Genomic DNA, 23862 nt, shown 5'->3' on the forward strand with positions numbered 1-23862 from the left:
CGGATCTCGTCGAAATGCTTTCGAAGGAGATCTCGGCGGAGCTTGGAAAAGCTACTTTGAAAGGGTGCTAAAGCGCATCGGATGACATCGGCCTGACGGAGGCGGCATGTTCGGTGGGCGCGGGTGGCGCGATGACGAGGCTTTGAGCCGGCGTTGCCAATGAGACTCCGTTCGCCTTGCAATGCTCATAGACCAGATCGATGATCTCGTTTTGGGCCGGCATGCGGCTGGCCGCACTCGCGACACGGAACAGCAGTTCGACTTCGATGGCTACCGCATCGATCGTCTTAAGTGCGACGGCCGGCGGCGGATCCCTGACGATCCTTTCGCAGCCCTGCAGAACGGCGAGCATAATCTCCTCGACAAGCCGCGGTTTATGGGTAGCGGCAATGCGCAACGTAAGCGTCATCTGGTGTGATTCGTCGGGGCGGCTGCGATTGGTCACACCCTGTTTTGCCAGGACGCTGTTCGGAAGGACAACGACATTATGTCCGCCTGTCAGCAGGTTGGTGGAGCGCCAGTTGGTTTCGACAACCCGTCCTTCGGTGCCATCGGCGAGCTCGATCCAATCGCCGATGACGTAGGCGCGGCCGAGCGCAAGCGCGATCCCGGAAAAGACATCGGAAAGCGTGTTCTGCAGCGCAAGACCGATAATGACGACGACGATGCCCGAGGTTGCAATGAGCGGGCCAACCGGCGCGCCGAAGACGAAGCCGATAACCGACAATGCGACACCGAGATAGACGACGCCGACGATCAGATCCTGGAGAAGATGCGCTTCCTGCGGTCGCCGATTGAGGGTGAGATAGATATGGACGAAGCCGATCATCGTCCATGCAAGATGGAGCCACCAGAGGACCCTCGCAGATCTGGCGAGCAAGAGGCCGGCATCCTGAAGTTCGCCATCGTCGAGATGGTAAGGTGAAATTCCAGCAAGCCAGAGCACGAGGCTCATGCCGCCGAAAAACAGGATCTGCACGATCAGACGGGCGGTCGGATGACGGCGCCCCTGGATATGCCAAATGAGAATGCCCGCCAGCCCCAGAAGATTGATCAGAACGAGCGGCAGGGAATGATGTTCGCCAAACATAATAGGGCTCACCGAGGGACGAGTGCCGATTGTGGCCGAGCCGGCGCGCGGCCCTTAAGGCTGCGCGCCGGCTCGGCGCCACTCTATCAGGCGGTTAGTAGTCCCAGAAGACCGGTACCCAGCGAAAGACGTCGCCGTCGACTGCCACATGGCCAACGGAGGGGAACGGCATGTGAGTAGCCACCAGAAGCTCGCCGGTCTCCGCCAGCTCCCGCAAAAGACGAACGCGGACGCGGGCAGCCTCTTCCGGGTCGTGTTCGAAGCCGTTGTGCCAGTCGGGGTGCTCGAACCCGACCGCGAACACTGCATCGCCAGCGAACATCAGCCGGTCTTTGCCGGACGTCACGCGGACCACACTATGCCCGGGTGTGTGGCCGCCGGTTCGAGAGACGACCACGCCCGGCGCCACCTCGTACTCATCATCGAACAATCGCAGCCGACTGTCGTACACCTTTCTGAAGTGCTTGGCGGCCGCTCGCAGCGCGTCCGGGAACCCGGGCGGCATTGACACATGAGAGAAATCGGGCGCCTCCCAGAATTTGACCTCTGCCGCCGCCACATGGATCCTAAGATCCGGACGCAACCGGTCCTTCACCCCGTCGACGAGCAGCCCGCCAACGTGGTCCATATGCATGTGGGTCAGTACTACGTCGGTTACGGATCCAAGGTCGATGCCGGCGGCCTCCAGTCGCTTGATCAATTGCCCGGCTCGCGGCAAGTTCAACTCCGGGTCCAATCCCAGCCCGGCATCGATGAGGATGGTCTGCTTGCCGCTACGCACCACGACCGCGTTCAGCGCCCAGTCGAAAGCTTCCGTTGGCAGGAACATGTCGTTCAGCCAGGCTGCGCGGTCGGCCGGGTCGGCATTGTGTCCCAACATCTTGGTTGGGAGCGGCAGCACCCCATCGCTGATCACCAGCACGTCGATCTCGCCGATCCGCACCGCATAGCGCGACGGAACCAGCTCTTCGGGGCTCGATTTAACGGGATGAGAGGTGTTCTCTAGGATCATGTTTATCTCCTGTTGATCGCGGTATTGGAACCGATCAGGTCGGTTCCAGCGCTAGTGACGATGTTCACAAGATGTCTTTGTTCGCAGTCGCCCATGCGGACGCGCATCGTTTGATGGGACCTCAAGGCGAAAGGCTTATTCCAGTCCGGCCTTGTCGAGCCCGTAGGCCTTGTCGGCCGAGCCCGGCACGGCCCTGAAGGCGACGCTGGCGCGGTTCCAGGCGTTGATCGCCATGATCTGGAACGTCAGGTCGGAGACTTCCTTTTCCGAAAGCTGCCCACGCACGCGCTCGTAAAGCTCGTCGGGAATGCCGCCTTCCGGCATTTTTGTCACGGCTTCGGTCCAGGCGAGCGCAGCGCGCTCGCGCGGGCTGAAAAGGTTCGATTCTCTCCAGGCGGCGATGTGATAGAGGCGAAGCGGACGTTCGCCGTGGATGGTGGCTTCCTTCGAGTGCATGTCGAGGCAAAAAGCGCAGCCGTTGATCTGTGACGCACGAATATCGACCAGATCCAAAATGGATTGCTCGATCGAGCCCTTCTTTACTTCGTTGCTCAAGGTCATCAGGCCCTTGAACAGATCAGGCGAGAGTTGAGCGAAATTCAGTCGCTGAGTCATAATCTGTCATCCGTTTTCGTAGGATTGAAATCTCCAAGCGGATGAGATCCGCCTTTGGACGGAGCGATGGTGACCGAGCAATCGATGCGCGAACAGCTATACGTTTGTTAGGGGGGAAGGCTCTCCATGCCGATGCGGGTCTTTATGCATGGTGAGCGGACCGCGGCCAATGAAATGGCAGCCGAGCGTCCAACCCATCCGATCGCCCGACCTAACCCAAGGTCTACCATCACCGCCGACTGCTTTGATGGTACAAAACGTTTGGCAATACGAGGACGTCGCCATTGCGACAGGCTCATGGGCGCCGCCTGAAGCTCCGAGCTGGGCGCGATGTTCGCAGAGCGCGGGGAGAGGCCGTTTCCGACACATATATTGAGGCAATGCCATGCAACACGCTCAACCGAAAGCGGACACGTCTGCCGAACCGATCGTCTATGTCGTAGACGATGACGAAGAGATGAGAGAGACGCTGCTTGACCTTTTCATGGTGACGAAGAAGCGGGCCAGTGCGTTTCCGAATGGCCCGGAATTCCTCAAAAGGGCCGATATCAGTGCTCCGGGTTGTCTTGTCGTCGATCTCAAAATGCCGGGTGGAACGGGTCTGGATCTGCAGCAGCATCTTTCTCTTGCTGGTAGCCGGCTGCCGGTTATCTTCTTGACGGGGTTCGCCGACATTCCAACAAGCGTGAAAGCGATGAAGGCAGGCGCCACGGATTTCATAACGAAGCCCTTCGCCAGCCAGGATCTTCTTGATGCCGTCGATCATGCAATCCGCCTGGATTCGGAGCGGCGCAAGACCGATGCGGAACGGGAGCGTATTCAGGCACTCGCCGACACGCTCACTCCCCGCGAGCAGGAAGTCATGCTCGCCGTGGTAAGCGGTCTGATGAACAAGCAGGTCGCCTATCAACTCGGCATCAGCGAAATGACGGTAAAACTCCATCGCATGAGCTTGATGCGCAAGATGGAGAGTCGGTCGCTTGCCGATCTTGTTCGGAAAGCCGAACGGCTTCAGCGGAATTGATGGAGGGAGGCGCTGCGGGAAGTAGCTGCCCGTGCGTCCTCGATTATTCCGATAAATGAGAGGATGGGGCCGGAGGCAGCGCCCTCCTCATGCCGATTATCCGTTGATGAAGCTCAGAATGTCGGCATTGATGATATCCGCATGGGTCGTCGCCATTCCGTGCGGCAGGCCCTTGTAGATCTTCAGCGTCGGGTTCTTCAGAAGCTTTGCCGAGAGTACGGCCGAGTCAGCCACCGGGACGATCTGGTCATCCTCACCATGGAGGACGAGAGTCGGTATGTCGATAATCTTGAGATCTTCCGTGAAGTCCGTCTCGGAGAACGCTTTAATGCCGAGATAGTGAGCATTTATGGCGCCCGCCATGCCTTGGCGCCACCAATTCCGGACGATAGTCTCGGATATCGTCGCGCCCGGACGGTTGAAGCCGTAGAACGGGCCGCTCGGGAAGTCGATATAAAACTGGCTTCTGTTTGCCGCGAGCGTGGACCGGAGTCCGTCGAAGACCTCAATCGGAATGCCGCCGGGATTGGCTGATGTCTTGACCATGATGGGCGGGACTGCGCCGATAAGAACGAGTTTGGAAACGCGACCCTTACCGTGACGCGCCACGTAACGCGTCGCTTCACCGCCGCCCGTGGAGTGGCCAACATGAACGGCGTTGCGCAGATCGAGATGGTCCGCGACCGCTGCAGCGTCAGCCGCATAGTGGTCCATGTCATGTCCGCCGCTGACCTGTGCTGAGCGGCCATGACCGCGGCGGTCATGCGCAACTACGCGGAAGCCCTTTTGGAGGAAGAAGATCATCTGGGCGTCCCAGTCGTCGCTGCTGAGCGGCCAGCCATGATGGAACACGATCGGCGGGGCGTCCCTTGGACCCCAATCCTTGTAGAAGATTTCAGTTCCGTCGGCCGATGTCACGTAGTTGCCGCTCGACCTCTCAGCTGCAATCTTCTCAGGCTTCGCCGCCTGGGCTGATTCAGCGCTCAAGGTTACCGCTGCGGCGGTGAGCGCCAATGTCCCCGTCATAATATTTCGCCGCGTCGGCGTGATAGAACGAAATTCCATTCCTGTCTCCTGATCGGTAAACTGGTCAAAATTGGCTGCTTAGAGCTAAATAATACTTGTATAGCTCAGTTATGCGGAAGTTATATTGTTGAAATGACGCTGATTGGGAAGATATACTTTGGTTTCTCGTCAGCCAAACGATCTCGAAGCTTAGCATTCCTTGCGGGCCAGCCTATGCCGAACCGCTTCGACGATTTCGGAGCTGCAGGATGGTAGGAGGCAGTCTGCGTGCTCGAAAGCTATACGGAAGTTGGGACCGAGTCAGTCTCTGAAGCGGAGCGAGCGCAGCTGGCCGGCCTCGCGACCCGTTTAGTCGCGCCTTGGTCTTGAAATGAATTCAAGGAGATAGGCGGAGCTGATCGGCTTTTCGAGGAAGCCCGCCGCGCCGCAGGATCGCGCGAGCCCCCGCGTGTGGCTGTCGGCAAAGGAGGTCATGATACAAATGGGAGGGCCGTCTATCGCGACCACCTTCCGTAAAAGGTCGATACCGTTCGTGCCCGGCATCCTGAGATCGGCCAGGATACAATGCACCCAATCCAGATCGCCCGATGCCAGAAACGCGTCAGCAGATCCGTAGGCGACACTGTTGATACCCATCGCGTCAAAGAAGTCGCCCAGCGATTCCCGAAGGAAATGGTCGTCGTCGATAATGGCGACCGTGATTGGTGTTTTGGGCTGCATCGAACCTCGGATTATCACTGCGGCCATAACGGAGCGGGCCTTGTGTGAGTGGAATGGGTTTCAAGCGTAACTGTCGGTTAGTGCAGAAGTTGGAATTGACGCACGAGTTCGGCCAAAGACCCAGCTTCCATCTTTCTCATGACACTGCCTCTGTGCAATTTGACCATGATCTCGCTGATGCCGAGGTCGAAAGCGATCTGCTTGTTCATGAGGCCGCTAGCGACAAGCCCCATGACCTGGGTTTCGCGCGGCGTCAGACTTGACGCCCGAGCACGCAAAGTCTGGAGAAGAACCCGGGCCTCGCGCCGTTCGCTGTCGACCGCGAATGCAGCGTTGATCGCTTCCAACAACTCAAAAGTGCTAAGCGGCTTCTGAAGAAAATCGATCGCACCGGCCTTCATCGCGTTGACGCTCGTAGCAACGTCACCATGACCGGTCATGAAGACTACAGGCAGCTGGTACCCATTTGCATCCAGCTTGCCTTGAAATTCGATACCGCTCACGCCGGGAAGGTGGACATCGAGAAGTATGCACCCGCCATGCTCGCGCGAAGCCCGGGCAATAAAGTCGTCGGCATTCTCGAAGGCATCCGCAGGCATTTCAAGCGATTGAAACAGGTCCAGCAGCGAAAGCCGCAATTGCTCGTCGTCTTCTACTATGTGGACGATTTGCAGAGGTGAAGGAGCAGACTCGGCGTTGCTGGAAGCGGCTGCCATGTTTGGTCCTCCAACCGAAAAAGGCCTCAGTTCACGTCTATCCTACTGCAATCCGCTCCGCGGACAAGTAAACTAAGGTATGCTATCTATTTGCAATTTAACGAGTAACTTGTACCTGCGGCGGTATCCCGCCACCATTTGGTACCGGCAAAGTGACGGTGAAAATTGCTCCGATCGCCTCGTCATTTTCGGCACTTATCGTGCCGCCGTGGTCCGCGATGATCGACCGGCAGAGAGCCAAGCGCATACCCATCCCATCGGCCTTACTAGAGAAGGATCCGTCAAAGATTTTATCGAAATCTTCTCAGCGATACCTCCCCAATGTCCCGGACACAGAGGTAAATAGCGGAGTAGCAGCGGTGTGGCTTACACAGCGAGGGCACCGGAACTTCTGGCCCCCACATCGGCGGCGTACAGATGAGTCAGTCGATCAGTGGCGCATCCCGAGCGCAGAAGCTTTCTAGTCCGCGAGACGTGCTGCAGTCGTCATCGCGAACGAGGATCGAGCGCGTCGCGCAGGCCATCGCCGAGAAGATTGAAGGACAGCACCGTCGCGAAAATCGCCAGGCCGGGCCAAAGGGCCATCCAGGGTGCGTTGCCCAGGAAACGCTGTGCGGAGTTCAGCATCGATCCCCAGGACGGAGCCGGAGGCTGTAGGCCAAGGCCGAGGAACGACATGCTGGCTTCGGCGATGATCGCCGAGGCGATGGTCAGCGTTGCCTGAACCATGAGCTGCGGCAGGATGTTCGGCAGGATGTGCCGGACCGCGATGCGCCATTGCGGATTGCCGACCGCGCTCGCCGCCTCGACATATTCCTCTGCCTTGATGGACAGCACCTGGCCGCGCGTCAGGCGGATGAACAGCGGTGTCGCGGTAATGCCGATTGCCAGCATCGCATTGGTGAGGCTCGGACCGAGAAAGGCGGCGAAGGCAATCGCCAGGATAAGGAAGGGGCAGGCGAGCATCGCATCGGTAAAGCGGCTGATGAAGCCGTCGACGAGGCCGCCGAGGAAGCCGGCGGCAAGCCCGAGCGGCACGCCGATCGCCATGGCGATTCCGACCGATGTCAGGCCTGCCAGCAGCGAAGCGCGTGTGCCCCAGACGATGCGGGAAAGAATGTCGCGACCCGCCTCATCCGTCCCCATCCAATGCAGCGCGGATGGCGCCTTGCGTACGGCGCTCCAGCTCTGTGCCGCCGGATCATAGGGGGCAAGAAGGGGCGCCAAAACCGCAACGAGCACCATGAACAGTACGACGACAAGGCCGATAAGCGCGCTACGCCGGCGCGCAAGCCGCCGCCAGAGGCGGCTCTGGAAGAAGCGCGTCACCGAATTGGTCGGGGCCTTGGGTTCCGTAATCGTCAGCATGATCAGCCTCTCAATCGCGGGTTGACGAGAATATATCCTATATCCGCCAGCAGATTGAGGATGATGTAGAAGAGCGAGGTGACGAGCACGACGCCTTGCACGACGGGATAGTCGCGTGTGAAGACCGCATCGACGATCAGCTTGCCGAAGCCCGGAATCGTGAAGATCTGCTCAGTCAGGACCGCGCCGGACAGAAGCGCGCCGAATTCAAGCGCGCCGAGCGTGATGATCGGCGTCAGCGCATTGCGCATCGCATGCTTGAAGACGACCACCCACTCGCTCAGGCCCTTTGCCCGTGCTGTGCGCACATAATCGCTCTCGAGCGCCTGCAGCATCGCGCCTCGGGTATGGCGCATGATGACGCCGGCAATCGCCATGCCGAGCACGAAGGCGGGCATGATCGTCGTTGCGAGGCTCATGCGCCAGTTCTCCCAGGGGCTGACGAAGCCGGATGCCGGCAACCAGCCGAGATGCACCGAAAAGAGGAGGATGAGCATGATGCCGAGCCAGAAGTTCGGCACCGAAATGCCGGCGAGCGACACGACGTTCGTCGCATAGTCGATTGCGGTATTCTGCTTCAGCGCGGAAATGACACCGCCGGTGATGCCAAGCACGAGCGCCACGATAATGCCCATGACCGCCAGCTGCAGCGTCACCGGCAGCTTCAGCAGAATGAGGTCGAGGACGGGCAAGTTGTGGCGCATGGATTCGCCGAGATCGCCCGACACGACGCCCTTCATCCAAAAGAGATACTGGATGATGACGGGCTGATCGAGGTGATACTGAGCGCGGATGGCCGCGAGCGTCGCCTCGTCCGGATTGTCGCCGGCCAGGATCAGCGCCGGATCGCCGGGCAGGAGATGCTGCAGCGAAAAGATGATCATCGACAGCAGGATGATCGTCGGGATGAGCTGCAGCAGACGGCGCAAGAGAAGCGATGACATGGTTCAACCTCCTGCCGCGGGCTGGACCGGCCGAACGGCCATGGCTTCGAAGGCTGCAAACAGCTTTTCGAGCTTTGGATTTCTGGGTTCGCGAACAGGTGCTGTCGCGTCGTGTCCTGGCAGTTCGTTCCAGAAGGCGCAGGCGTTGGCGTGACCGTTCGCTTCCACGTGCAACGTCATGCTGGCGGTCTGGCATTCCGGCCGGGCATAGGGGCAGCGTGTGTGTAGCCGGCAGCCCGGCGGCGGGGACAGAGGGCTCGGCAGGTCGCCGTGGAGCTGTGCCGCGCGCGAGCGCTGGTGACTGGGGGGCGCGGCCACTGGAATCGCCGAAAGCAGGGCGCGGGTATAGGGGTGGCGGGGCGTCTCGAATATCATATCCGATGCGCCGATTTCGACCACCTTGCCGAGGTACATAACCGCGACGCGATCCGAGATATGCTTCACCACGCCGAGATCGTGCGAGATGAACACGAAAGCGAGCCCGAGGCGCTTCTGCAGGTCCTTCAGGAGATTGAGGATCTGCGCCTGGATCGAGACGTCGAGTGCGGAAACCGCTTCGTCGCAGATGATCACTTTCGGTTCGGAAGCCAACGCACGCGCGATCACGACGCGCTGGCGCTGGCCGCCCGAGAATTCGTGGGGATAACGGTTTGCCTGTTCGGGGCGAAGGCCGACCATTTCCAGAAGTTCCGCGACCCGCTTGGCGCGCTGGCCGGCCGGCACGACGTTGTGCAGCATGAGCGGTTCTGCGATCGTCTGCGCGATCGTCATGCGCGGGTTCAGCGAGGCATAGGGATCCTGGAAAATCAGCTGAATATGCCGGCGCTGCCGGCGCATCGCCGCGCTGCTGATATTGGTGACATTCTCTCCGTCGATCAGTACTTCGCCGGCGGTCGGCCGGATGAGGCGCATCAGGAGCCGCCCGAGGGTCGATTTACCGCAGCCGGATTCCCCGACGATTGCCAGCGTTTCGCCCGGCATGAGGGAAAACGTGACATCGTCGACGGCGCCCACCTGGGCCAGCGGACGGCCGAGGATGCTGCGCTTGATGATGAAGTTCTTGCCGAGCCCGCGCACTTCGATGATCGGCTTCTGGGCTGACGAGGAGGAAGAGGGTTGGGTCATGGAACGAGATCCTCCATGGGCGCACGCCAACAGCGGCTGAAATGGCCTGCCGAAATTTCCATGAGCGCCGGCATTTCCGCACATTTTTCGACGCGAAACGGGCAGCGCGCCTGGAACCGGCAGCCGGAGGGCGGGTTGGCCATGTCGGGGACGGTGCCGGTAATCGCCACGAGCCGCTCGCGCCGTTCGTCGAGGCGCGGCAGCGAGCCGAGCAGGCCGACTGTGTAGGGATGCTGCGGGAAGGTGAAAAGCTGTTCGACGGAACATTGCTCTACCACCTGCCCGGCATACATGACGATGACGTCGTCGCAAGATTCGGCGACGACGCCGAGATCGTGAGTGATGAGAATAATGGCCGTTCCGGTCTTCTGCTGCAGCTCGCGCATCAGTTCGAGCACCTGCGCCTGGATGGTCACATCCAGCGCGGTGGTCGGCTCGTCGGCGATCAAAAGCTCTGGGTCGCAGGCAAGCGCCATGGCGATCATCACACGTTGGCGCATGCCGCCGGACAGATTGTGCGGATATTGGTGATAGCGGGTCTCGGGTGAGGGGATGCGCACCAGCTTCAGCATGGCGATCGCCCGTTCGGTCGCCTCCTTCTTGGACATGCGGCGATGGCGAAGGATGACTTCGTTGATCTGCTCGCCGATCGTGTAGGAGGGATTGAGCGACGTCATCGGCTCCTGGAAGATCATCGCCAGCCGATTGCCCCTGAGATGGCGCATGGCGCTTTTCGTCTGGTCCAGAAGCTGTTGGCCATCGAAATTGACGCTGCCGGAAATGCGTGCCGCATGTTCGGGCAGCAGCCGCATCACGGCAAGCGACGTGACGCTCTTGCCGCTGCCGGACTCCCCGACGATGGCAAGAGTGCGTCCTTTCTTGACGGAAAAACTCACGCCGTCGACGGCGGTGACGGTCCTGGTGTCTGTCTGGAAGACGATACGCAGGTCCGAGATATCGAGGATGGACGGAGCGGAGTCGTCAGCCCGAAGAGATCGGGCTGACGGGTTGTGATCCATAGGTTGGGGCGTGCTCATCGAAAACAGGCGCAGACTTAGTTCTTGCGGCTGACGCCGGCGAGGCGGATGATGCCGTCCGGATCCGGCTTGAAGCCGACGATGTTGGCGTTATGCGCGAAGATCCACTGCGAGTGATACATGTAGACGATCGGCAGGTCCTTGAGCAGGATCGCGATTGCCTTGCTGTATTCCTTCTGGCGGGCCTCGACGTCGCCGAGGGAGCGGGCCTTGGTTAGGATCGCATCGAGATCCTTGTTGCAATAATGCGCGTCGTTTCCGGCTGCGCCGCAGGCCAGCATCGGCGTGATATTGAGGTCGGGGTCGACGCGGCCGCTCCAGCCGACGAGATGGGACTGGAATTTGCCCTGGCGGGCGACGTCAAGCAGCGTCATCAGCTCGGTTGGCTTGATGGTAACGTTGATGCCGATTTCTTGGACCATGGCCTGGACGAGCTGAGCCACCTGCTGGCGCTCCGCATCCGTCGGAACAAGCAGTTCCAGATTGACGGACTTCACACCGGCTTCTTCCATCTTCTTCTTGGCAGCGTCCAGATCACGCGCCGGAACCGGGTAGTCCTTGTCGAAATAGGGGCTGGTCGGCGGGAAGGGCTGGTTGCCGGTGCTGGCCTGGCCGTTGAAAACGACGTTGTTGATGGCGTCGCGGTCGATCGCGAGGCTGACGGCCTCGCGGATGGCGGCCTTCTTGCCGGCATCGAGATTTGCGCCTTCGCCAGTGATGTCGAAGGTGATGCCGTAGTAGCCGAGGCCGACGACGGGAGCGACAGCCAGCGAGGGTTCGGCCTTGACGGCGTCGACATCGGTGGCAGCAAGGCGCTCGATCAGATCGAGCTGACCGGAGCGCAGGTTGAGCAGGCGAACGTTCGAGTCCGGCATGCCGCGATAGATGAGCTTGTCGAAGTGATACTGGTCCGCATTATAATATTGCGCGAACTTCTCCAGGGTAATGTGGTCCTGCGCCACGCGTTCCACGAACTTGTACGGGCCGGAGCAGACCGGCGCATTGGTGAATTTTTCACCGAGCGCCTCGCCGGCTTTCGGGCTGATGATCATGCCTGCGCGGTCGCTGAGCGCGGCCAGCAGCGGAACGGACGGTTCCCTGAGGTTGATGCGGACGGTGTAATCGTCCACGACATCGACGCTGCTGATGGCGCTGATTTCGGGCTTGCGGCGGGAGATCTTCAGATTGAGGTCGCGATCGAGGTTATATTTGATCGCGGCGGCATCCACCTTGGTGCCATCGTGGAAGAGTGCGTCCTTGCGTAGCTTGAGCGTCAGCACCGTGCTGTCGGCATTCCATTCCCAGCTGGTCGCGAGCATCGGAACGATCTGGCCGTTATCGTCGACATCGACGATCTTGTCGCAGAGCGACTGCAGGACGTGGCGGCCGACGAAGCTCCAGTTGGAGGCCGGGTCGAGTGTATCCGGATCGTCCTGCAGGCCGATGTTCAGAACGGATTCTGCAGCAGCAGGCACGGTGGTCGCCGCAAGGCCGCTCAAGGCTAAGCCGGCCGCAAATGCGAGATATAGTGGTTTCATTGATCTTCCCTCTTTGTTCTTGATTGATGTGCCGCGATCAGCGGGCGACGGCATAACCCTGCACGCCGCGCGGATTGGCGCCGGCCTTGACCAGCTGGGTTTCGCCGTCCATTTCTCGTGCGACGGCGGCAAGCCGCCCTTCCGACCAGGCGTCGCCGACGGTGATCTTGTGTCCGCGCGCGGCCAGCTCTTCCTGGACCGCCGACGAGAAGCGCGATTCCAGCGTGAGCGCCCCGAAACTGATCTCGCGCGGCCAGAATGAGCTCGGCAAATGGTCAGTATGGAAGGACGGTGCGTCGATCGTTTCCTGCAGGTTCATTCCCTTGTGGATGTGGCGCAGCAGCATGATGAGCTGCCATTGATCCTGCTGGTCACCCCCTGGCGTGCCGAAGGCCATGTAGGGGCGTCCGTCGCGGAAAACGGTCGACGGCGTAAGCGTCGTTCGCGGCCGTTTCGACGGCATCAAGGTGGAATTCAGGCCTTCTTCCAGCCAGAACATCTGTCCGCGGGTGGTGAGGCTGAAACCAAGGCCCTGAATGACGGGGCTCGACTGGAACCAGCCACCGGAAGGGGTTGCCGATACCATGTTGCCCCAGCGGTCCACGGCGCTGACCTGCACGGTATCGCCGCGCTGCGCGCCTTCGCGGGTGAGGGCGGGTTCGCCTTCCTTGTCGTTCGGCAGCTTGGGCTCGCGTGCGACCGTCGGCTCGCCGCCGCCGAGGCCCGGCTGCGGAATAGTGCCGACCGTGCGCAGCGGCGGCAAGCTCGGGATGCGGCCGTCAGGCGAACCGGGGCGCACGTCCATCGATGCCGTGCCGCTGATCAAGGCGCGGCGACCGTCGGCGTAGCGCGAGGAAAGCAATGTTTCGAGCGGAACGTCGGAGCTGTCGCCGTACCAGGCTTCGCGGTCAGCCATGGCGAGTTTGGCGGTTTCGACGACCAGATGCACGAAGTCGGCGCCCATCGGATCGAGATCGGCGATATCGGTGCCCTTCAGGATCTGCAGCATCTGCAGGAGAACCGGGCCTTGCGACCAGGCGCCGCATTTGAAGACCTCGAAGTCGCCATAGGCGACGGAAGCCGGAGTCTCGATCAGCGGCTTGTAATCGGCCATGTCCTGGGCGGTAATGAGGCCCTTGTGCCGGCGGCCCGAAACATCCCAGACCTCCTCGGTCGCACAATAGTCCTCGATGCGCTCGGCGACGGGGCCGCGATACCAGAAATCGAGTGCGGCCTCGATGCGCACTTCGCGGCCTTTTGCCGATTTCGTCTGGTCGAGAATCTGCTGATAGAGCGTCGCGACCTGCGGATTGCGGAAGAGCTTGCCAGATTGCGGCGCGCGGCCGCCCGGCAGGTAGAGTTCGGCGGAGCTCGGCCAATGCGTTTCGAAGAGCTCGCGCATCGAGGCAATCGTGTTGGCGATGCGCGGCACTAGCGGATGGCCGTTCTTTGCATAATAGATCGCAGGAGCCAGCACGTCTTCGAGGTCGGCGGTCCCATAGTCGCGCAAGAGCGTCAGCCACGCGCCGAAAGCGCCGGGGATGCAGGCCGCGAGCAGGCCGGTGCCCGGAATGATGTCGAGGCCGAGATCCTTGAAATGCTGAACTGTCGCCTTGGCGGGAGAAGGGCCTTGACCGGAAATCACCGTCGGCTTGTCGGCGCCGGCCGGCGTGACAATGATCGGAACCTCTCCGCCGGGACCGTTCAGATGCGGCTCGACGACCTGTAGCACAAAGCCGGCCGCGACAGCCGCATCAAAGGCGGTGTGACCCTTTTCGAGGATCGACATGCCGACGGTCGACGCCAGCCAGTGTGTGGACGAAACCGCACCGAATGTGCCCCTAAGCTCCGGACGCGTCGTAAAAGTCATTTCAATCCCTCGCTCCCTATCGGCCTCGGCCGACCCGAAAGACATTACATTGTCCACAATATCAGCCAGTATCGGCCGAATTATATACGCAGCCCGATTACAACAAGGCCTAAATGACCAGATGTCGTCATTCCTGTGGACATATTGTATATTTGAAGCGCCCGTGGCAAGCAGATTGTGTAAAATAATGGGCAATTGCATAATCGTGAAAAGCTGACACAGGGGAGTCAGCGCTATGGCAAAGGATGAGAGAATGCTGGAAACCGCGGCTGCCGGCAGGAAAAGTCGCAGTGATTTCATTGCCGAACAGCTTGAAGAGGCTGTGATCAACGGTGCGATCCCGGCAGGCTCGCGGCTCGATGAAGCATCCATCGCCACACAATTCGGGGTGTCGCGTACGCCGGTGCGCGAGGCGCTGCATATTCTCTGCGGGCGCGGGCTTGCGGCGCGGGAGCCCTACAAGGGCGTAGTCGTCACGCAGATTTCGGCGCAGCGAATTGACGAAATGTTCGAGGCCATGGCCGAACTCGAGGCGACCTGCGGCCGTCTCGCCTCCCATCGGATGACGATGAGCGAGCGCGCGGAACTTGAAAACATCCATCACGAAATGAATGCACTTGCCGACGAGGGCGAGCACACCGGCTATAACGAGCTGAACACCCGTTTCCACAGCTTGCTATTCCAGGGCAGCCACAATAGCGACCTGATCGCCGCCGCCCAGACGTTGAGGCTGAAGCTTGCGCCTTTCCGCAAATACCAGCTCAAGGACAAGGGACGCCTGAAGCGTTCATGCAGCGAACATCAGCAGATCGTCGATGCAATTCTCGACCAGGACCCGAAGGCGGCCGAGAACGCACTGCGCCGCCATCTCGTGTCGGCCGCGCAGGAGGTTCTGCTCAAGCGCCGCCGGCGCGAGGAAGACTCCCAGACCGAAACCAATCTTATCGAAGAGGCATGAATTCGAAATGTCCGCGAACACCGATCAAGACGCTATCCGCTCCGTTATCTCGGACATGCAGGCAGCCTGGAACCGTGGCGATTTCCATGGCTACATGGCCGGGTTTGCCAATCCCGACATCGTGTTCGTGTCCCGAGGTCGCATCCAAAAGGACTGGCAGGCAACGCTGGATCACTATATTGCCGATTACGGTGGCTCTCCCGGTTCGCAGGGGCAGTTGACCTTCTCGAACATCCGTATCGAGATGCTGGCGCCGGATGCCGCTCAACTCATCAGCAACTACAATCTCGTGCGTTCCGCCGGCAGCCAGACCGGGGTCAACACCCGCTTGATGCGCAAACGGGACGGCCAATGGGTGATTGCGCTCAATCACGTTTCGCAGATCGAGAGATGATGAATTTCGGGCAGTGCTGCGCGTAATGCATCCCGATTGAGTTTCGCCGGCTCACCCGCATCGCTCTTGGCAAAGGGCGGATGCTGGCTCACCCGGCAGAAAGATCGATCGGGTCGTTAAGATCGCGTGCGAGATAATCCTGGATCTGCTTGACGATCTGCTCAGCGTGCTTGGAGGCAAGCTTGTCGGCAAGCTCCACTTTGCGCTCCTCGATTGCCGCGATCATCTCTTCATGCTCGTCGACATATTGGCGAGGCAGCCGGTCGTCGAAGGTGCGGTAATAGAGCCGAAGAATGCGCCGTCCTTCGTCAAGGAGCCGGCTGAAGAAGGCCGTATAGTAGGAATTGCCGGCAAGCTCGGCGATCGCTACGTGAAATTCGCGGTTTGCCTCGATCATCGCCATGGCATCGCGGGCCGTAACGGCGGCGGCGAATTCCTCCTGCCGCTTTCGGATGTTACCCATGGCCTCGGGCGTTGCGCGCTGTGCAGCGCCGCGCGTCGTCACGCGGTACATCAGCGTCAGGGCGTCGAAATAGGTCGGCAACGCTGCGAAGTCGATCTGCGAGACGATCGTGTTGCGGTTCGGCAGTGTCGTGACCAAGCCTTCGCCGGAGAGGCGCAGCAGCGCCTCGCGAACGGGCGTGCGCGACATGCCGAAGCGCTCCGAAAGCCTGACTTCCTCCAGCGCGTCGCCTGGCGGCAGCGTCATGTCGAGGATTTCCTTGCGCAGCACCGTATAGACGCTTTGGGTGCCGGTGCCGCGTGCACGACGAAAATCGCTTTCTTCTGCTTCGATATGCGCCATGTCTCGTCCTCTTTCTCGGAGCGGCCACCGGTATGAATGCAGCTTGTCGACGACGGACGCCGCCTAGTCAAGCAGGGCGTCAGCGCGGGTCGTGAAGCATTGTCATCGCGGGCACCGCCAGGCGTGCGCGACGAGCGATATCCGGCGCCTTTTCCCAGCCGCGTGCGTTCCCTACAAATCTTCATAGTACTTTACACGATTGTTGTCGACAAATAGAATACAAGGCGCTATGACGGTTACGAGGCTCAGCCTTTCCAGGCGGACGATTGTGTCACGAGGCCCGCAGTCCCTGAGGATATTAAATGAAAGCCAAGATTTTTTCCGGCGTCGTTCCGGCGCTCATGACCCCTTGCAAGGAAGACCGCAGCCCGGATTTCGAGGCGCTCGCTCGCAAGGGCAAGCAGCTCATCGCTGAAGGCATGTCGGCCGTCGTCTATTGCGGCTCCATGGGCGACTGGCCGCTGCTGAGCGACCAGCAGCGCATGGAAGGTGTCAAACATCTCGTCAAAGCCGGCGTGCCGGTGATCGTCGGCACTGGCGCCGTCAACACCGCCTCGGCGGTCGCCCATGCCGCGCATGCGCAGAAAGTGGGCGCGCAGGGCTTAATGGTCATCCCGCGCGTTCTGTCGCGCGGCCCGTCGCTTGTCGCTCAGAAAGCGCATTTCAAGGCGATCCTCTCGGCAGCCCCGGATCTGCCGGCGGTGATCTACAACAGCCCCTACTACGGCTTCGCCACCCGCGCCGACCTGTTTTTCGCGCTCCGCGCCGAACATTCCAATCTGGTCGGCTTTAAGGAATTCGGCGGTCCTGCCGATATGCGCTATGCCGCCGAAAACATCACCAGCCGTGACGATGACGTCTCGCTGATGATCGGCGTCGACACGGCCGTCTTCCACGGCTTCGTGAATTGCGGTGCGACCGGCGCCATCACCGGCATCGGAAACGTGCTTCCCAAGGAAGTCATCCATCTGTCCAACCTTTCGCAGGCCGCTGCGGCCGGCGATGTCGATGCACGCCTGCGCGCGCAAGAACTGGAACAGGCGCTCGCCGTCCTGTCGTCCTTCGACGAAGGGCCAGATCTCGTCCTCTACTTCAAGCATATGATGGTGCTGAAGGGTGACGAGGAATATACGCTCCATTTCAACGAAACTGATGCGCTGACCGAGAGCCAGCGCGGCTATGTCGAAGCGCAGTTCAAGCTGTTTAACACGTGGTATGCCGAGTGGAGCAAGCTTCCGGGTGCGGTTCAGAAGTGGAAGCCCTGAGCCTCGACTGACGAAACCTGAATGGAAGCCCGCCGCATCGGCGGGCTTTTCGTTGGCTGGCATCGCAAGCAGTCGGCGGCCAGCGGTCAATCGACCGCATCGAGCCCCAGCGCGCCGAGACGCTCCAGCTGCTGCATCTCCTGTGCAGTCAGGATGATGCCGGCGGCTTCCGAGGCAGCCCGGGCAGCGAAGCGGCGTTGAGAGGGCAGGCGGGCGCCCTGGCTGGCAATCGCTTCGAACAGGAATTCGGCGCGCGCAAACGGATTGCCCGCCCGGCCGGCAGCGAAGGCCTCTGGAGAGAAAGCGATGATGAGCTCGCCGTGCGCCGGGGCGAGCGTGGTCGTGCCGAGCTGGTCCAGCGCCTCCCGGCTCGTCAGGTCGCCGATCATGATCCCGGCAAGCAATTCGATCATCGTGCCGATCGCTGACCCCTTGTGTCCGCCGAAAGGCAGCATGGCGCCCGCAAGTGCGGCTTCCGGCTCCGTGGTCGGATCGCCATCGGGGCCGATCGCCCAGCCGTCCGGCAGCGGCTTACCGGCCCGGCGATGCAATTCGATCTCTCCCCGTGCCGCCACCGAGGTGGCGAAATCGAAGACGTAAGGCGGTTGCCCTTCGCGCGGCCAGCCGAAGGCAAAGGGATTGGTTCCGAGGAGCGGCATCTTGCCGCCGGCGGGAGCCACCGCTGAATAGCTTGGGCACATGACGAGCGCCGCAAGCCCTTGCTCCGTCAACGCCTCGACATCCGGCCACAAGGCAGAAAAATGCGTGCAGTCATTGATGACGAGCGCAGCAAGGCCGAGGCTGCGGGCACGTTCTGCAAGCGCTGGCACGCCGAGCTCGGCGGCCGGATTAGAGAATCCACCCTTGGCGTCCACTTTCGCGATTGCCGAATTTGACGGTGCCGCGAGTTCGGGAACCGCATCCGGCTTGACCTTCCCTGCTTTGATCGTACGCAGCGTGCCCTCGATACGGTAGATTCCGTGCGATTTGCAGGCGTCGCGTTCGGCGGCGACGATTACGCGGGCGACGGACCCGGATTGAATGGCGTTGAGGCCCGCATTGCGGAAAACCGTCTCCACACGGTCCTGCAGCTCGTCGATGGTCAATGTCGTTTTCTGGTTCATGGATCTTCGTCGGTTGAGCCTGCCGGCATGGCAAAGGCAGTTGATGTTTGCATACATAAAGTATACGAAAAACGCATGCGAGCAATTCCGCCTGCCACAGAGAGGCATGATGGCAAGTCAGACTGAATCCCAGATTATCGTCATTGGGGCGGGCGTGGTGGGACTATCCGCAGCGATCGCCGCCCAAAAACGCGGTTTTGCGGTTGCTATTCTGGATCGGGAAGGTCCTGCTGCGGGCGCCTCGGCCGGCAATGCCGGGGCTTTCGCCTTCACCGATATCCTGCCGCTCGCTTCACCGGGCATTTTGAAAAAGGCGCCGAAATGGCTGCTCGATCCGCTTGGGCCGCTGACGATACCACCCGCCTACGCGCTCCAGATCGCGCCTTGGATGTTTCGGTTCTGGCGCGCCTGTTCGCCAGCCCGGGTCGCGCATTCGACGGCTGCCCAAACGGCCTTGATGGACCTGTCCAAAGCCGAACTCGAACCGTTCCTGCAGGAAACCGAAACGGTCTCGATGCTGCGCAAGGAAGGCAATCTGCAGCTTTACGAAAGCGAGGCCGAACTGAATGCCTCTCTGTCCGGGTGGAAGGTCCGCGAGCAGCATGGCATCGAGTTTCACCATCTGGATGCGGCCCGCATGGCGGAGATCCAGCCGGGCCTTGCCTCCCGTTTCACCCACGGTACCTTCACGCCGGGCTGGTATTCGATCGCGGACCCGAAACTCTATACGCTGGCGCTGGCGGATCATTTCCGGCAGCGGGGCGGTCGGATAGAGAAGGTGGATGTCATCGGCCTGCGACCCGTCGAGGGCGGTGTCGATATCCTGTCCAAGGACGGGCAGGCGCGGCGCACGAGCCAGGTCGTGGTCGCAGCCGGCGCATTCTCGCATCGGCTGGCGCGGACGATCGGAGACAATATCCCGCTTGAAACCGAGCGCGGTTATAACACGACCTTGCCTCCTGGCGCTTTCGACCTGCGGACTCAGGTGACCTTCGGCGGCCATGGCTTCGTCGTGACGCGGCTGTCCACCGGCATTCGCGTGGGCGGCGCGGTCGAGCTCGGCGGTCTCGACCTGCCGCCGAATTTCCGGCGGTCGGAGACGATGTTGAAAAAGGCGCAAGCCTTCCTGCCGGGATTGAAGCCGCAGGATGGCACGCAGTGGATGGGGTTCCGGCCGTCGCTGCCCGACAGCCTGCCGGCGATCGGCCGCGCCCGTGCGGCTCCAGCGATCACCTATGCCTTCGGCCACGGCCATCTCGGACTTACCCAGTCTGCCGGAACGGCACGGCTCGTCGCGGACTTGTTGGCGGAGCAGACGCCGAACATCGATCTTTCCGCGTTTTCCCCCTATAGATTCTAGGGAGCCGCGAGCCACTGTTGGATGGCGCTAGGCTGAAAAATAGCCGAGCGCCAGGGACAAAAAGCCCGGCGAGATGTTTCGCGCCGGGCTTTTCATGCGTTGCTATTCGATGGCGTGGAGGTCAACGCCCTTTGTGTCGCGGACGAAGATAAGGCCGATGACCAGGCTCATCGCCGCAACCGCAATCGGATACCATAGGCCGTAATAGATATCGCCCTTGGCGGCACTCATCGCAAAGACGGTAGCCGGAAGCAAGCCGCCGAACCAGCCGTTGCCGATATGATAGGGCAGGGACATGCCGGTATAGCGGATGCGGGTCGGGAACATCTCGACCAATATCGCAGCAATGGGGCCATAGACCATTGTCACATAGATAACGAGAATGGTGAGAATGGCGATGGTGAGCGGCCAATTCACGGCATTAGGATCGGCGACCATTTTGAACGCGCCAGCGTTCGGTATGCTATAAACAGGCATTTCCGTCGCCCCGGCGGCTTGTTCCGCAGTGAGCAGTTTCGCCTTGATGAGGTCGGCAACCGGAGTGACCGTCTTTTCGCCGGCGCGGATTGTTGCTGCATTCAGGCCGAGTTCAGGGTTTGCCGCAATGAAGCCGTCCAGTTTGGCGTCCGGTACTTTTGCCGGATCGCGTGCGAGCGGGAAGCCGGCCTTCTGCAGAGCCAGGTTCAGATCATGCGTAAACGCTGCGGTTTTTGCCGCGGCGTCTGCACCGGCGGTGGCCGCGTTGAACGAGGTGACGGTCGTGTCGCCAACCTTAACCGTAGCCGGCTGGCCGGCGGGACCTTGAACGATGACGTAGGGGACGGAACTCCTGGATAGAAACGAGGTCGCAATGTCGCAGGAGTTGTTGAATTTCGCCGTGCCGACAGGGTTGAACTGGAATGTGCAATCGCCGGGGGCTGCGGTGACGGTGGCGCGGATCGTTTGTTGTGCCCGGGCGAGAGCCGGATTTGCCGCATAGGTCAAGGCGTTGAACAACGGGAAATAGGTCAGGATCGCCAGGACAAAGCCGGCCATGATGATCGGCTTGCGGCCGATCTTGTCGGACAGCCAGCCGAACACCACGAAGAAGCCGCTGCCGATCAGAAGCGCGATGGCGATCATAATGTTGACCGATTGGCCATCGACCTTCAACACGTTCTGCAGGAAGAACAGCGAATAGAACTGGCCCGCATACCAGACGACCGCCTGACCGGCGGTAAGGCCGAGAAGCGCGAGCAGAGCGATCTTGGCGTTCTTCCACTGCCCGAATGCTTCCGACAGCGGTGCCTTGGAGCCCTTGCCCTCTTCCTTCATCCTCTGGAAGGCCGGCGATTCGCTGAGTGACAGACGAATCCACACGGAAATGCCGAGAAGGATGAAAGACACGATGAAGGGGACACGCCAGCCCCAGCTGGCAAAGGCGTCCTTGCCGACCCAATTCTGCACCACGAGGATAACGATGAGCGACAGAAAAAGCCCGAGGGTTGCCGTCGTCTGAATCCAGGATGTGTAGTAGCCGCGCCGGTCGTTGGGCGCATGCTCTGCGACATAGGTCGCCGCGCCGCCGTATTCGCCGCCGAGTGCCAAGCCCTGCAGCAGGCGCAATGCGATCAGGATGACCGGGGCAATGATGCCCCAACTGGCCGAGCCGGGCAGGACGCCGACGAGGAAGGTCGACAGGCCCATGATCGTGATCGTGACCAGGAACGTGTATTTGCGGCCGACGAGATCGCCGATCCGTCCGAACACCAGCGCGCCGAATGGCCGAACAAGGAAGCCAGCCGCGAAAGCCAGCAGTGCGAAAATATTGCGGGCTGCCTCCGGATAATCGCTGAAAAAGGCCGCGCCGATGAACACGGCCAAGGAGCCATAGAGATAGAAGTCATACCATTCAAAAACAGTTCCGAGCGAAGATGCAAATATCACCTTCTTCTCTTCCCTGGTCATACCTCGACCAGAAGTCTCACCCACAGAGGTGGTTACCATTTTTATTCCTCCCAGTTGCACCAAGGGCATGGCCAATCAGACCTTGCCATGTCCTCCATGTTGATTTGTGCATAGGCTCCCCAGCCGGACTGGCACGATAAACCAGCGCCGGTGCATGCCTCCGGATCTCCTCCTCCCAGAGGTCACGCACCCGATGCACAAGAGAAGTGTTAAGCAAAAATTGAAAAATGCAATGCCCGCAACTTGCGTCCACTGCCTAAAACTGTGTGTAAGGCGTCGAACGGGGCAAGGTAATCCAGCGATAACGCTCTTTCCTTAGCCGCCGTGGTTGAAGAATACCAAGTGCGATCTTCAATCTAAGCATGAGAAGATAAGCTTCCGCAGAAGCCATAGCCTCGGACCGCCGAAATCGCGCCAATTCTGGATTGGACGACCTTAAGATCCGAATTGGATGAGCATAAAATCCGGATCGGACGGCGTATCCCTTTACCTAAAGAAGCTAGCTGTCCCCCCTTTATCGTCGAGGGGTCACCGAGCATATCTCGACAGCTCTGGTCGATGCGCCTGTTGTGTTGGTCAACGGTCCGCGACAGTGCGGAAAGACCATGCTGGTGCGTAGGCTGTGGCGACCGGCTCTACGCGGCCTCCATCTCATGTCTATGGGGGCCGTGATCATTTCGGTCATGTGCATTGGCGCCGTGCTCGGATTATGCCGGTTGAAGCGTGACGCGCTGCAATGGCGGGAAGGCGAGCGCGATGGCGACGGCACCGAGCCCGACCATGGACGATCCGATGAAGAGCCAGGAGTAGTTCGCGAACGTATCGAAGATCCAGCCGCCAACCAACGGACCGAACGCCATTCCTATGCTCGACAACATCGTCACCGCGCCCAAAACCGTGCCGATGACGCGCGGGCCGAAATATTCGCGTGCAAGCACCGCATAAAGCGGCATGACCCCGCCATAGGCGCTGCCGAAGATGACTGCGAGCGCATAGAATTCGCCGAGCTGACTGACAAAGAGATAGGTCGCGAGCGCAGCCGCCTGCACCAGCAAGCCCGCGACGAGGACCGGCTTGACGCCGAGCCTGTCTGCAAGTGTGCCATATAGAAGCCGGCCACCGAGCCCCGCCAGCCCCTCGACACTGTAGATGCTGACGGCCGCCATCGGCGCCACGCCACAGATCGTTGCATAGCTTACCATGTGGAAGATAGGTCCCGAATGAGCCGCACAGCAGGCAAAGAAGGTTCCCCCAAGAACGAGGAATTGCGGCGATCGGAATATCCGTCCAAGTGGCACGCCGGGACCTTCGAGCGCGAGATCGGCGGCAGGACCGCCCGCAACCGTGGGCGCGCGCCGTACCAAAAGCGCCGCCGGCACCAACAACACCCAGGCCAGAATACCGATGAGCATCATGGCAGTCTGCCAGTCATAGGCCGAAATCAGCCAACGGGCGAACGGCGAAATCGTCATCGGCGCGACGCCCATGCCGGCGGAGACCAGCGAAACGGCAAGACTGCGGTTTTCCTCGAACCATGCGAGGGTGGCCGCGGTCATCGGCGCAAAGAATGCGCTGGCGGCAAGCCCGACGAGAATGCCATAGGTCAATTGAAATTGGAGCAATGATCCTGCGCGGCTTGCCAGGACAAGCGCGAGCCCCAATAACACCGCTCCCGTCAATACGACGATGCGAGGACCGAAACGGTCGCTCGCCGCACCCCATAGGAAGCCACCGAGGCCCATCACCAGGAAATTGAGCGTCATCGCGCTCGCAATGCCCGCATGCGACCAATTGGTGGCGGCGGCAATCGGCACCTGAAAAATAGCCAGCGAGAACATTGCGCCAAGCGCAACACAGGTCATCAGTGCGCCGGCGGCCACGATGACCCAACGATAGGAAACGCTCATATCCGCTAAACCCCATA

Annotated in this window: 21 protein-coding genes and 1 pseudogene; 5 read left to right on the forward strand and 17 right to left on the reverse strand. The window is 60.6% G+C overall.

From position 1 onward, the window contains the following. Nucleotides 1-67: 67 nt before the first annotated feature. From CCGE525_RS22285 to CCGE525_RS22295, 3 genes are all read right to left on the reverse strand, one after another. On the reverse strand, nt 68-1090 hold the full coding sequence (locus tag CCGE525_RS22285) for a mechanosensitive ion channel family protein (protein ID WP_120706576.1): 1023 nt from the start codon (nt 1088-1090) through the stop codon (nt 68-70). Nucleotides 1091-1184: 94 nt separating this feature from the next. After that, on the reverse strand, nt 1185-2102 hold the full coding sequence (locus CCGE525_RS22290) for an MBL fold metallo-hydrolase (RefSeq protein ID WP_120706577.1): 918 nt from the start codon (nt 2100-2102) through the stop codon (nt 1185-1187). A gap of 135 nt (nt 2103-2237) precedes the next feature. Continuing rightward, nucleotides 2238-2717 (reverse strand): carboxymuconolactone decarboxylase family protein, encoded by a 480-nt coding sequence (locus tag CCGE525_RS22295; protein WP_120706578.1) that lies wholly within the window; start codon nt 2715-2717, stop codon nt 2238-2240. Nucleotides 2718-3102: 385 nt separating this feature from the next. On the opposite strand from CCGE525_RS22295, the gene CCGE525_RS22300 reads away from it, so the two are divergent. Further along, nucleotides 3103-3741: a response regulator transcription factor gene (locus CCGE525_RS22300; RefSeq protein ID WP_120706579.1), complete on the forward strand. Its 639-nt coding sequence runs from the start codon at nt 3103-3105 to the stop codon at nt 3739-3741. A 96-nt stretch (nt 3742-3837) separates the two neighbouring features. Here CCGE525_RS22300 and CCGE525_RS22305 read toward each other — a convergent pair whose 3' ends face one another. The 10 genes and pseudogenes from CCGE525_RS22305 to CCGE525_RS22350 all read right to left on the reverse strand — a co-directional run bounded on the left by CCGE525_RS22305 (nt 3838) and on the right by CCGE525_RS22350 (nt 14085). After that, nucleotides 3838-4806 (reverse strand): alpha/beta fold hydrolase, encoded by a 969-nt coding sequence (locus CCGE525_RS22305; protein WP_120706580.1) that lies wholly within the window; start codon nt 4804-4806, stop codon nt 3838-3840. 309 nt (nt 4807-5115) lie between these two features. Continuing rightward, a complete protein-coding gene (locus CCGE525_RS22310) occupies nt 5116-5487 on the reverse strand; it encodes a response regulator transcription factor (protein ID WP_120708566.1) in 372 nt (123 codons plus the stop codon). 77 nt (nt 5488-5564) lie between these two features. Beyond that, on the reverse strand, nt 5565-6203 hold the full coding sequence (locus tag CCGE525_RS22315) for a response regulator transcription factor (RefSeq protein ID WP_120706581.1): 639 nt from the start codon (nt 6201-6203) through the stop codon (nt 5565-5567). Nucleotides 6204-6300: 97 nt separating this feature from the next. Next, nucleotides 6301-6495, reverse strand: a pseudogene (locus CCGE525_RS22320) (ATP-binding protein); the annotation flags it as partial. 194 nt (nt 6496-6689) lie between these two features. Further along, nucleotides 6690-7571, reverse strand: coding sequence for an ABC transporter permease (locus tag CCGE525_RS22325; RefSeq protein ID WP_120706583.1), 882 nt, complete (start codon nt 7569-7571; stop codon nt 6690-6692). Between the two features lie 2 nt (nt 7572-7573). Then, nucleotides 7574-8515, reverse strand: a complete 942-nt coding sequence (locus tag CCGE525_RS22330) for an ABC transporter permease (protein ID WP_120706584.1) — start codon at nt 8513-8515, stop codon at nt 7574-7576. A gap of 3 nt (nt 8516-8518) precedes the next feature. Next, nucleotides 8519-9640, reverse strand: coding sequence for an ABC transporter ATP-binding protein (locus CCGE525_RS22335; RefSeq protein ID WP_120706585.1), 1122 nt, complete (start codon nt 9638-9640; stop codon nt 8519-8521). After that, a complete protein-coding gene (locus tag CCGE525_RS22340; protein WP_245472262.1) occupies nt 9637-10659 on the reverse strand; it encodes an ABC transporter ATP-binding protein in 1023 nt (340 codons plus the stop codon). Before CCGE525_RS22340 ends, CCGE525_RS22335 begins: the two co-directional genes overlap by 4 nt. A 35-nt stretch (nt 10660-10694) precedes the next feature. Next, nucleotides 10695-12215: an ABC transporter substrate-binding protein gene (locus CCGE525_RS22345; protein ID WP_120706587.1), complete on the reverse strand. Its 1521-nt coding sequence runs from the start codon at nt 12213-12215 to the stop codon at nt 10695-10697. Between the two features lie 37 nt (nt 12216-12252). Next, nucleotides 12253-14085: a gamma-glutamyltransferase family protein gene (locus tag CCGE525_RS22350; RefSeq protein ID WP_120708567.1), complete on the reverse strand. Its 1833-nt coding sequence runs from the start codon at nt 14083-14085 to the stop codon at nt 12253-12255. Between the two features lie 235 nt (nt 14086-14320). On the opposite strand from CCGE525_RS22350, the gene CCGE525_RS22355 reads away from it, so the two are divergent. Both CCGE525_RS22355 and CCGE525_RS22360 read left to right on the forward strand, forming a co-directional pair. Next, nucleotides 14321-15043, forward strand: coding sequence for a GntR family transcriptional regulator (locus CCGE525_RS22355; protein WP_245472263.1), 723 nt, complete (start codon nt 14321-14323; stop codon nt 15041-15043). A 7-nt stretch (nt 15044-15050) separates the two neighbouring features. Next, a complete protein-coding gene (locus CCGE525_RS22360) occupies nt 15051-15437 on the forward strand; it encodes a YybH family protein (protein ID WP_120706588.1) in 387 nt (128 codons plus the stop codon). An 88-nt stretch (nt 15438-15525) separates the two neighbouring features. On the opposite strand, the gene CCGE525_RS22365 is transcribed toward CCGE525_RS22360, so the two are convergent. Further along, nucleotides 15526-16242, reverse strand: coding sequence for a GntR family transcriptional regulator (locus tag CCGE525_RS22365; protein ID WP_120706589.1), 717 nt, complete (start codon nt 16240-16242; stop codon nt 15526-15528). 302 nt (nt 16243-16544) lie between these two features. Here CCGE525_RS22365 and CCGE525_RS22370 point away from each other — a divergent pair, with 302 nt between their 5' ends. Further along, nucleotides 16545-17507, forward strand: coding sequence for a dihydrodipicolinate synthase family protein (locus tag CCGE525_RS22370; RefSeq protein ID WP_120706590.1), 963 nt, complete (start codon nt 16545-16547; stop codon nt 17505-17507). Nucleotides 17508-17593: 86 nt separating this feature from the next. Here CCGE525_RS22370 and CCGE525_RS22375 read toward each other — a convergent pair whose 3' ends face one another. After that, nucleotides 17594-18631 (reverse strand): Ldh family oxidoreductase, encoded by a 1038-nt coding sequence (locus CCGE525_RS22375; protein ID WP_120706591.1) that lies wholly within the window; start codon nt 18629-18631, stop codon nt 17594-17596. Nucleotides 18632-18740: 109 nt separating this feature from the next. On the opposite strand from CCGE525_RS22375, the gene CCGE525_RS22380 reads away from it, so the two are divergent. After that, complete coding sequence (locus CCGE525_RS22380) at nt 18741-19991, forward strand: NAD(P)/FAD-dependent oxidoreductase (RefSeq protein ID WP_120708569.1); 1251 nt, start codon at nt 18741-18743, stop codon at nt 19989-19991. Nucleotides 19992-20093: 102 nt separating this feature from the next. Here the strand turns inward: CCGE525_RS22380 and CCGE525_RS22385 are convergent, their stop codons facing one another. Together CCGE525_RS22385 and CCGE525_RS22390 are read right to left on the reverse strand one after the other, a co-directional pair. Beyond that, on the reverse strand, nt 20094-21977 hold the full coding sequence (locus CCGE525_RS22385; protein ID WP_120706592.1) for an MFS transporter: 1884 nt from the start codon (nt 21975-21977) through the stop codon (nt 20094-20096). A 668-nt stretch (nt 21978-22645) separates the two neighbouring features. Next, entirely contained in the window at nt 22646-23845 is a 1200-nt protein-coding gene (locus CCGE525_RS22390; protein ID WP_120706593.1) for an MFS transporter, read from the reverse strand. Between the last annotated feature and the right edge of the window lie 17 nt (nt 23846-23862).

It is taken from the genome of Rhizobium jaguaris (assembly GCF_003627755.1).
Lineage (GTDB): Bacteria > Pseudomonadota > Alphaproteobacteria > Rhizobiales > Rhizobiaceae > Rhizobium > Rhizobium jaguaris.

Bases quoted from the DNA above. Each gene is read 5' to 3' on its own strand.
- CCGE525_RS22285 (WP_120706576.1), bottom strand. From the start codon at position 1,090: ATGTTTGGCGAACATCATTCCCTGCCGCTCGTTCTGATCAATCTTCTG.
- CCGE525_RS22290 (WP_120706577.1), bottom strand. From the start codon at position 2,102: ATGATCCTAGAGAACACCTCTCATCCCGTTAAATCGAGCCCCGAAGAG.
- CCGE525_RS22295 (WP_120706578.1), bottom strand. From the start codon at position 2,717: ATGACTCAGCGACTGAATTTCGCTCAACTCTCGCCTGATCTGTTCAAG.
- CCGE525_RS22300 (WP_120706579.1), top strand. From the start codon at position 3,103: ATGCAACACGCTCAACCGAAAGCGGACACGTCTGCCGAACCGATCGTC.
- CCGE525_RS22305 (WP_120706580.1), bottom strand. From the start codon at position 4,806: ATGGAATTTCGTTCTATCACGCCGACGCGGCGAAATATTATGACGGGG.
- CCGE525_RS22310 (WP_120708566.1), bottom strand. From the start codon at position 5,487: ATGCAGCCCAAAACACCAATCACGGTCGCCATTATCGACGACGACCAT.
- CCGE525_RS22315 (WP_120706581.1), bottom strand. From the start codon at position 6,203: ATGGCAGCCGCTTCCAGCAACGCCGAGTCTGCTCCTTCACCTCTGCAA.
- CCGE525_RS22325 (WP_120706583.1), bottom strand. From the start codon at position 7,571: ATGCTGACGATTACGGAACCCAAGGCCCCGACCAATTCGGTGACGCGC.
- CCGE525_RS22330 (WP_120706584.1), bottom strand. From the start codon at position 8,515: ATGTCATCGCTTCTCTTGCGCCGTCTGCTGCAGCTCATCCCGACGATC.
- CCGE525_RS22335 (WP_120706585.1), bottom strand. From the start codon at position 9,640: ATGACCCAACCCTCTTCCTCCTCGTCAGCCCAGAAGCCGATCATCGAA.
- CCGE525_RS22340 (WP_245472262.1), bottom strand. From the start codon at position 10,659: ATGGATCACAACCCGTCAGCCCGATCTCTTCGGGCTGACGACTCCGCT.
- CCGE525_RS22345 (WP_120706587.1), bottom strand. From the start codon at position 12,215: ATGAAACCACTATATCTCGCATTTGCGGCCGGCTTAGCCTTGAGCGGC.
- CCGE525_RS22350 (WP_120708567.1), bottom strand. From the start codon at position 14,085: ATGACTTTTACGACGCGTCCGGAGCTTAGGGGCACATTCGGTGCGGTT.
- CCGE525_RS22355 (WP_245472263.1), top strand. From the start codon at position 14,321: ATGGCAAAGGATGAGAGAATGCTGGAAACCGCGGCTGCCGGCAGGAAA.
- CCGE525_RS22360 (WP_120706588.1), top strand. From the start codon at position 15,051: ATGTCCGCGAACACCGATCAAGACGCTATCCGCTCCGTTATCTCGGAC.
- CCGE525_RS22365 (WP_120706589.1), bottom strand. From the start codon at position 16,242: ATGGCGCATATCGAAGCAGAAGAAAGCGATTTTCGTCGTGCACGCGGC.
- CCGE525_RS22370 (WP_120706590.1), top strand. From the start codon at position 16,545: ATGAAAGCCAAGATTTTTTCCGGCGTCGTTCCGGCGCTCATGACCCCT.
- CCGE525_RS22375 (WP_120706591.1), bottom strand. From the start codon at position 18,631: ATGAACCAGAAAACGACATTGACCATCGACGAGCTGCAGGACCGTGTG.
- CCGE525_RS22380 (WP_120708569.1), top strand. From the start codon at position 18,741: ATGGCAAGTCAGACTGAATCCCAGATTATCGTCATTGGGGCGGGCGTG.
- CCGE525_RS22385 (WP_120706592.1), bottom strand. From the start codon at position 21,977: ATGGTAACCACCTCTGTGGGTGAGACTTCTGGTCGAGGTATGACCAGG.
- CCGE525_RS22390 (WP_120706593.1), bottom strand. From the start codon at position 23,845: ATGAGCGTTTCCTATCGTTGGGTCATCGTGGCCGCCGGCGCACTGATG.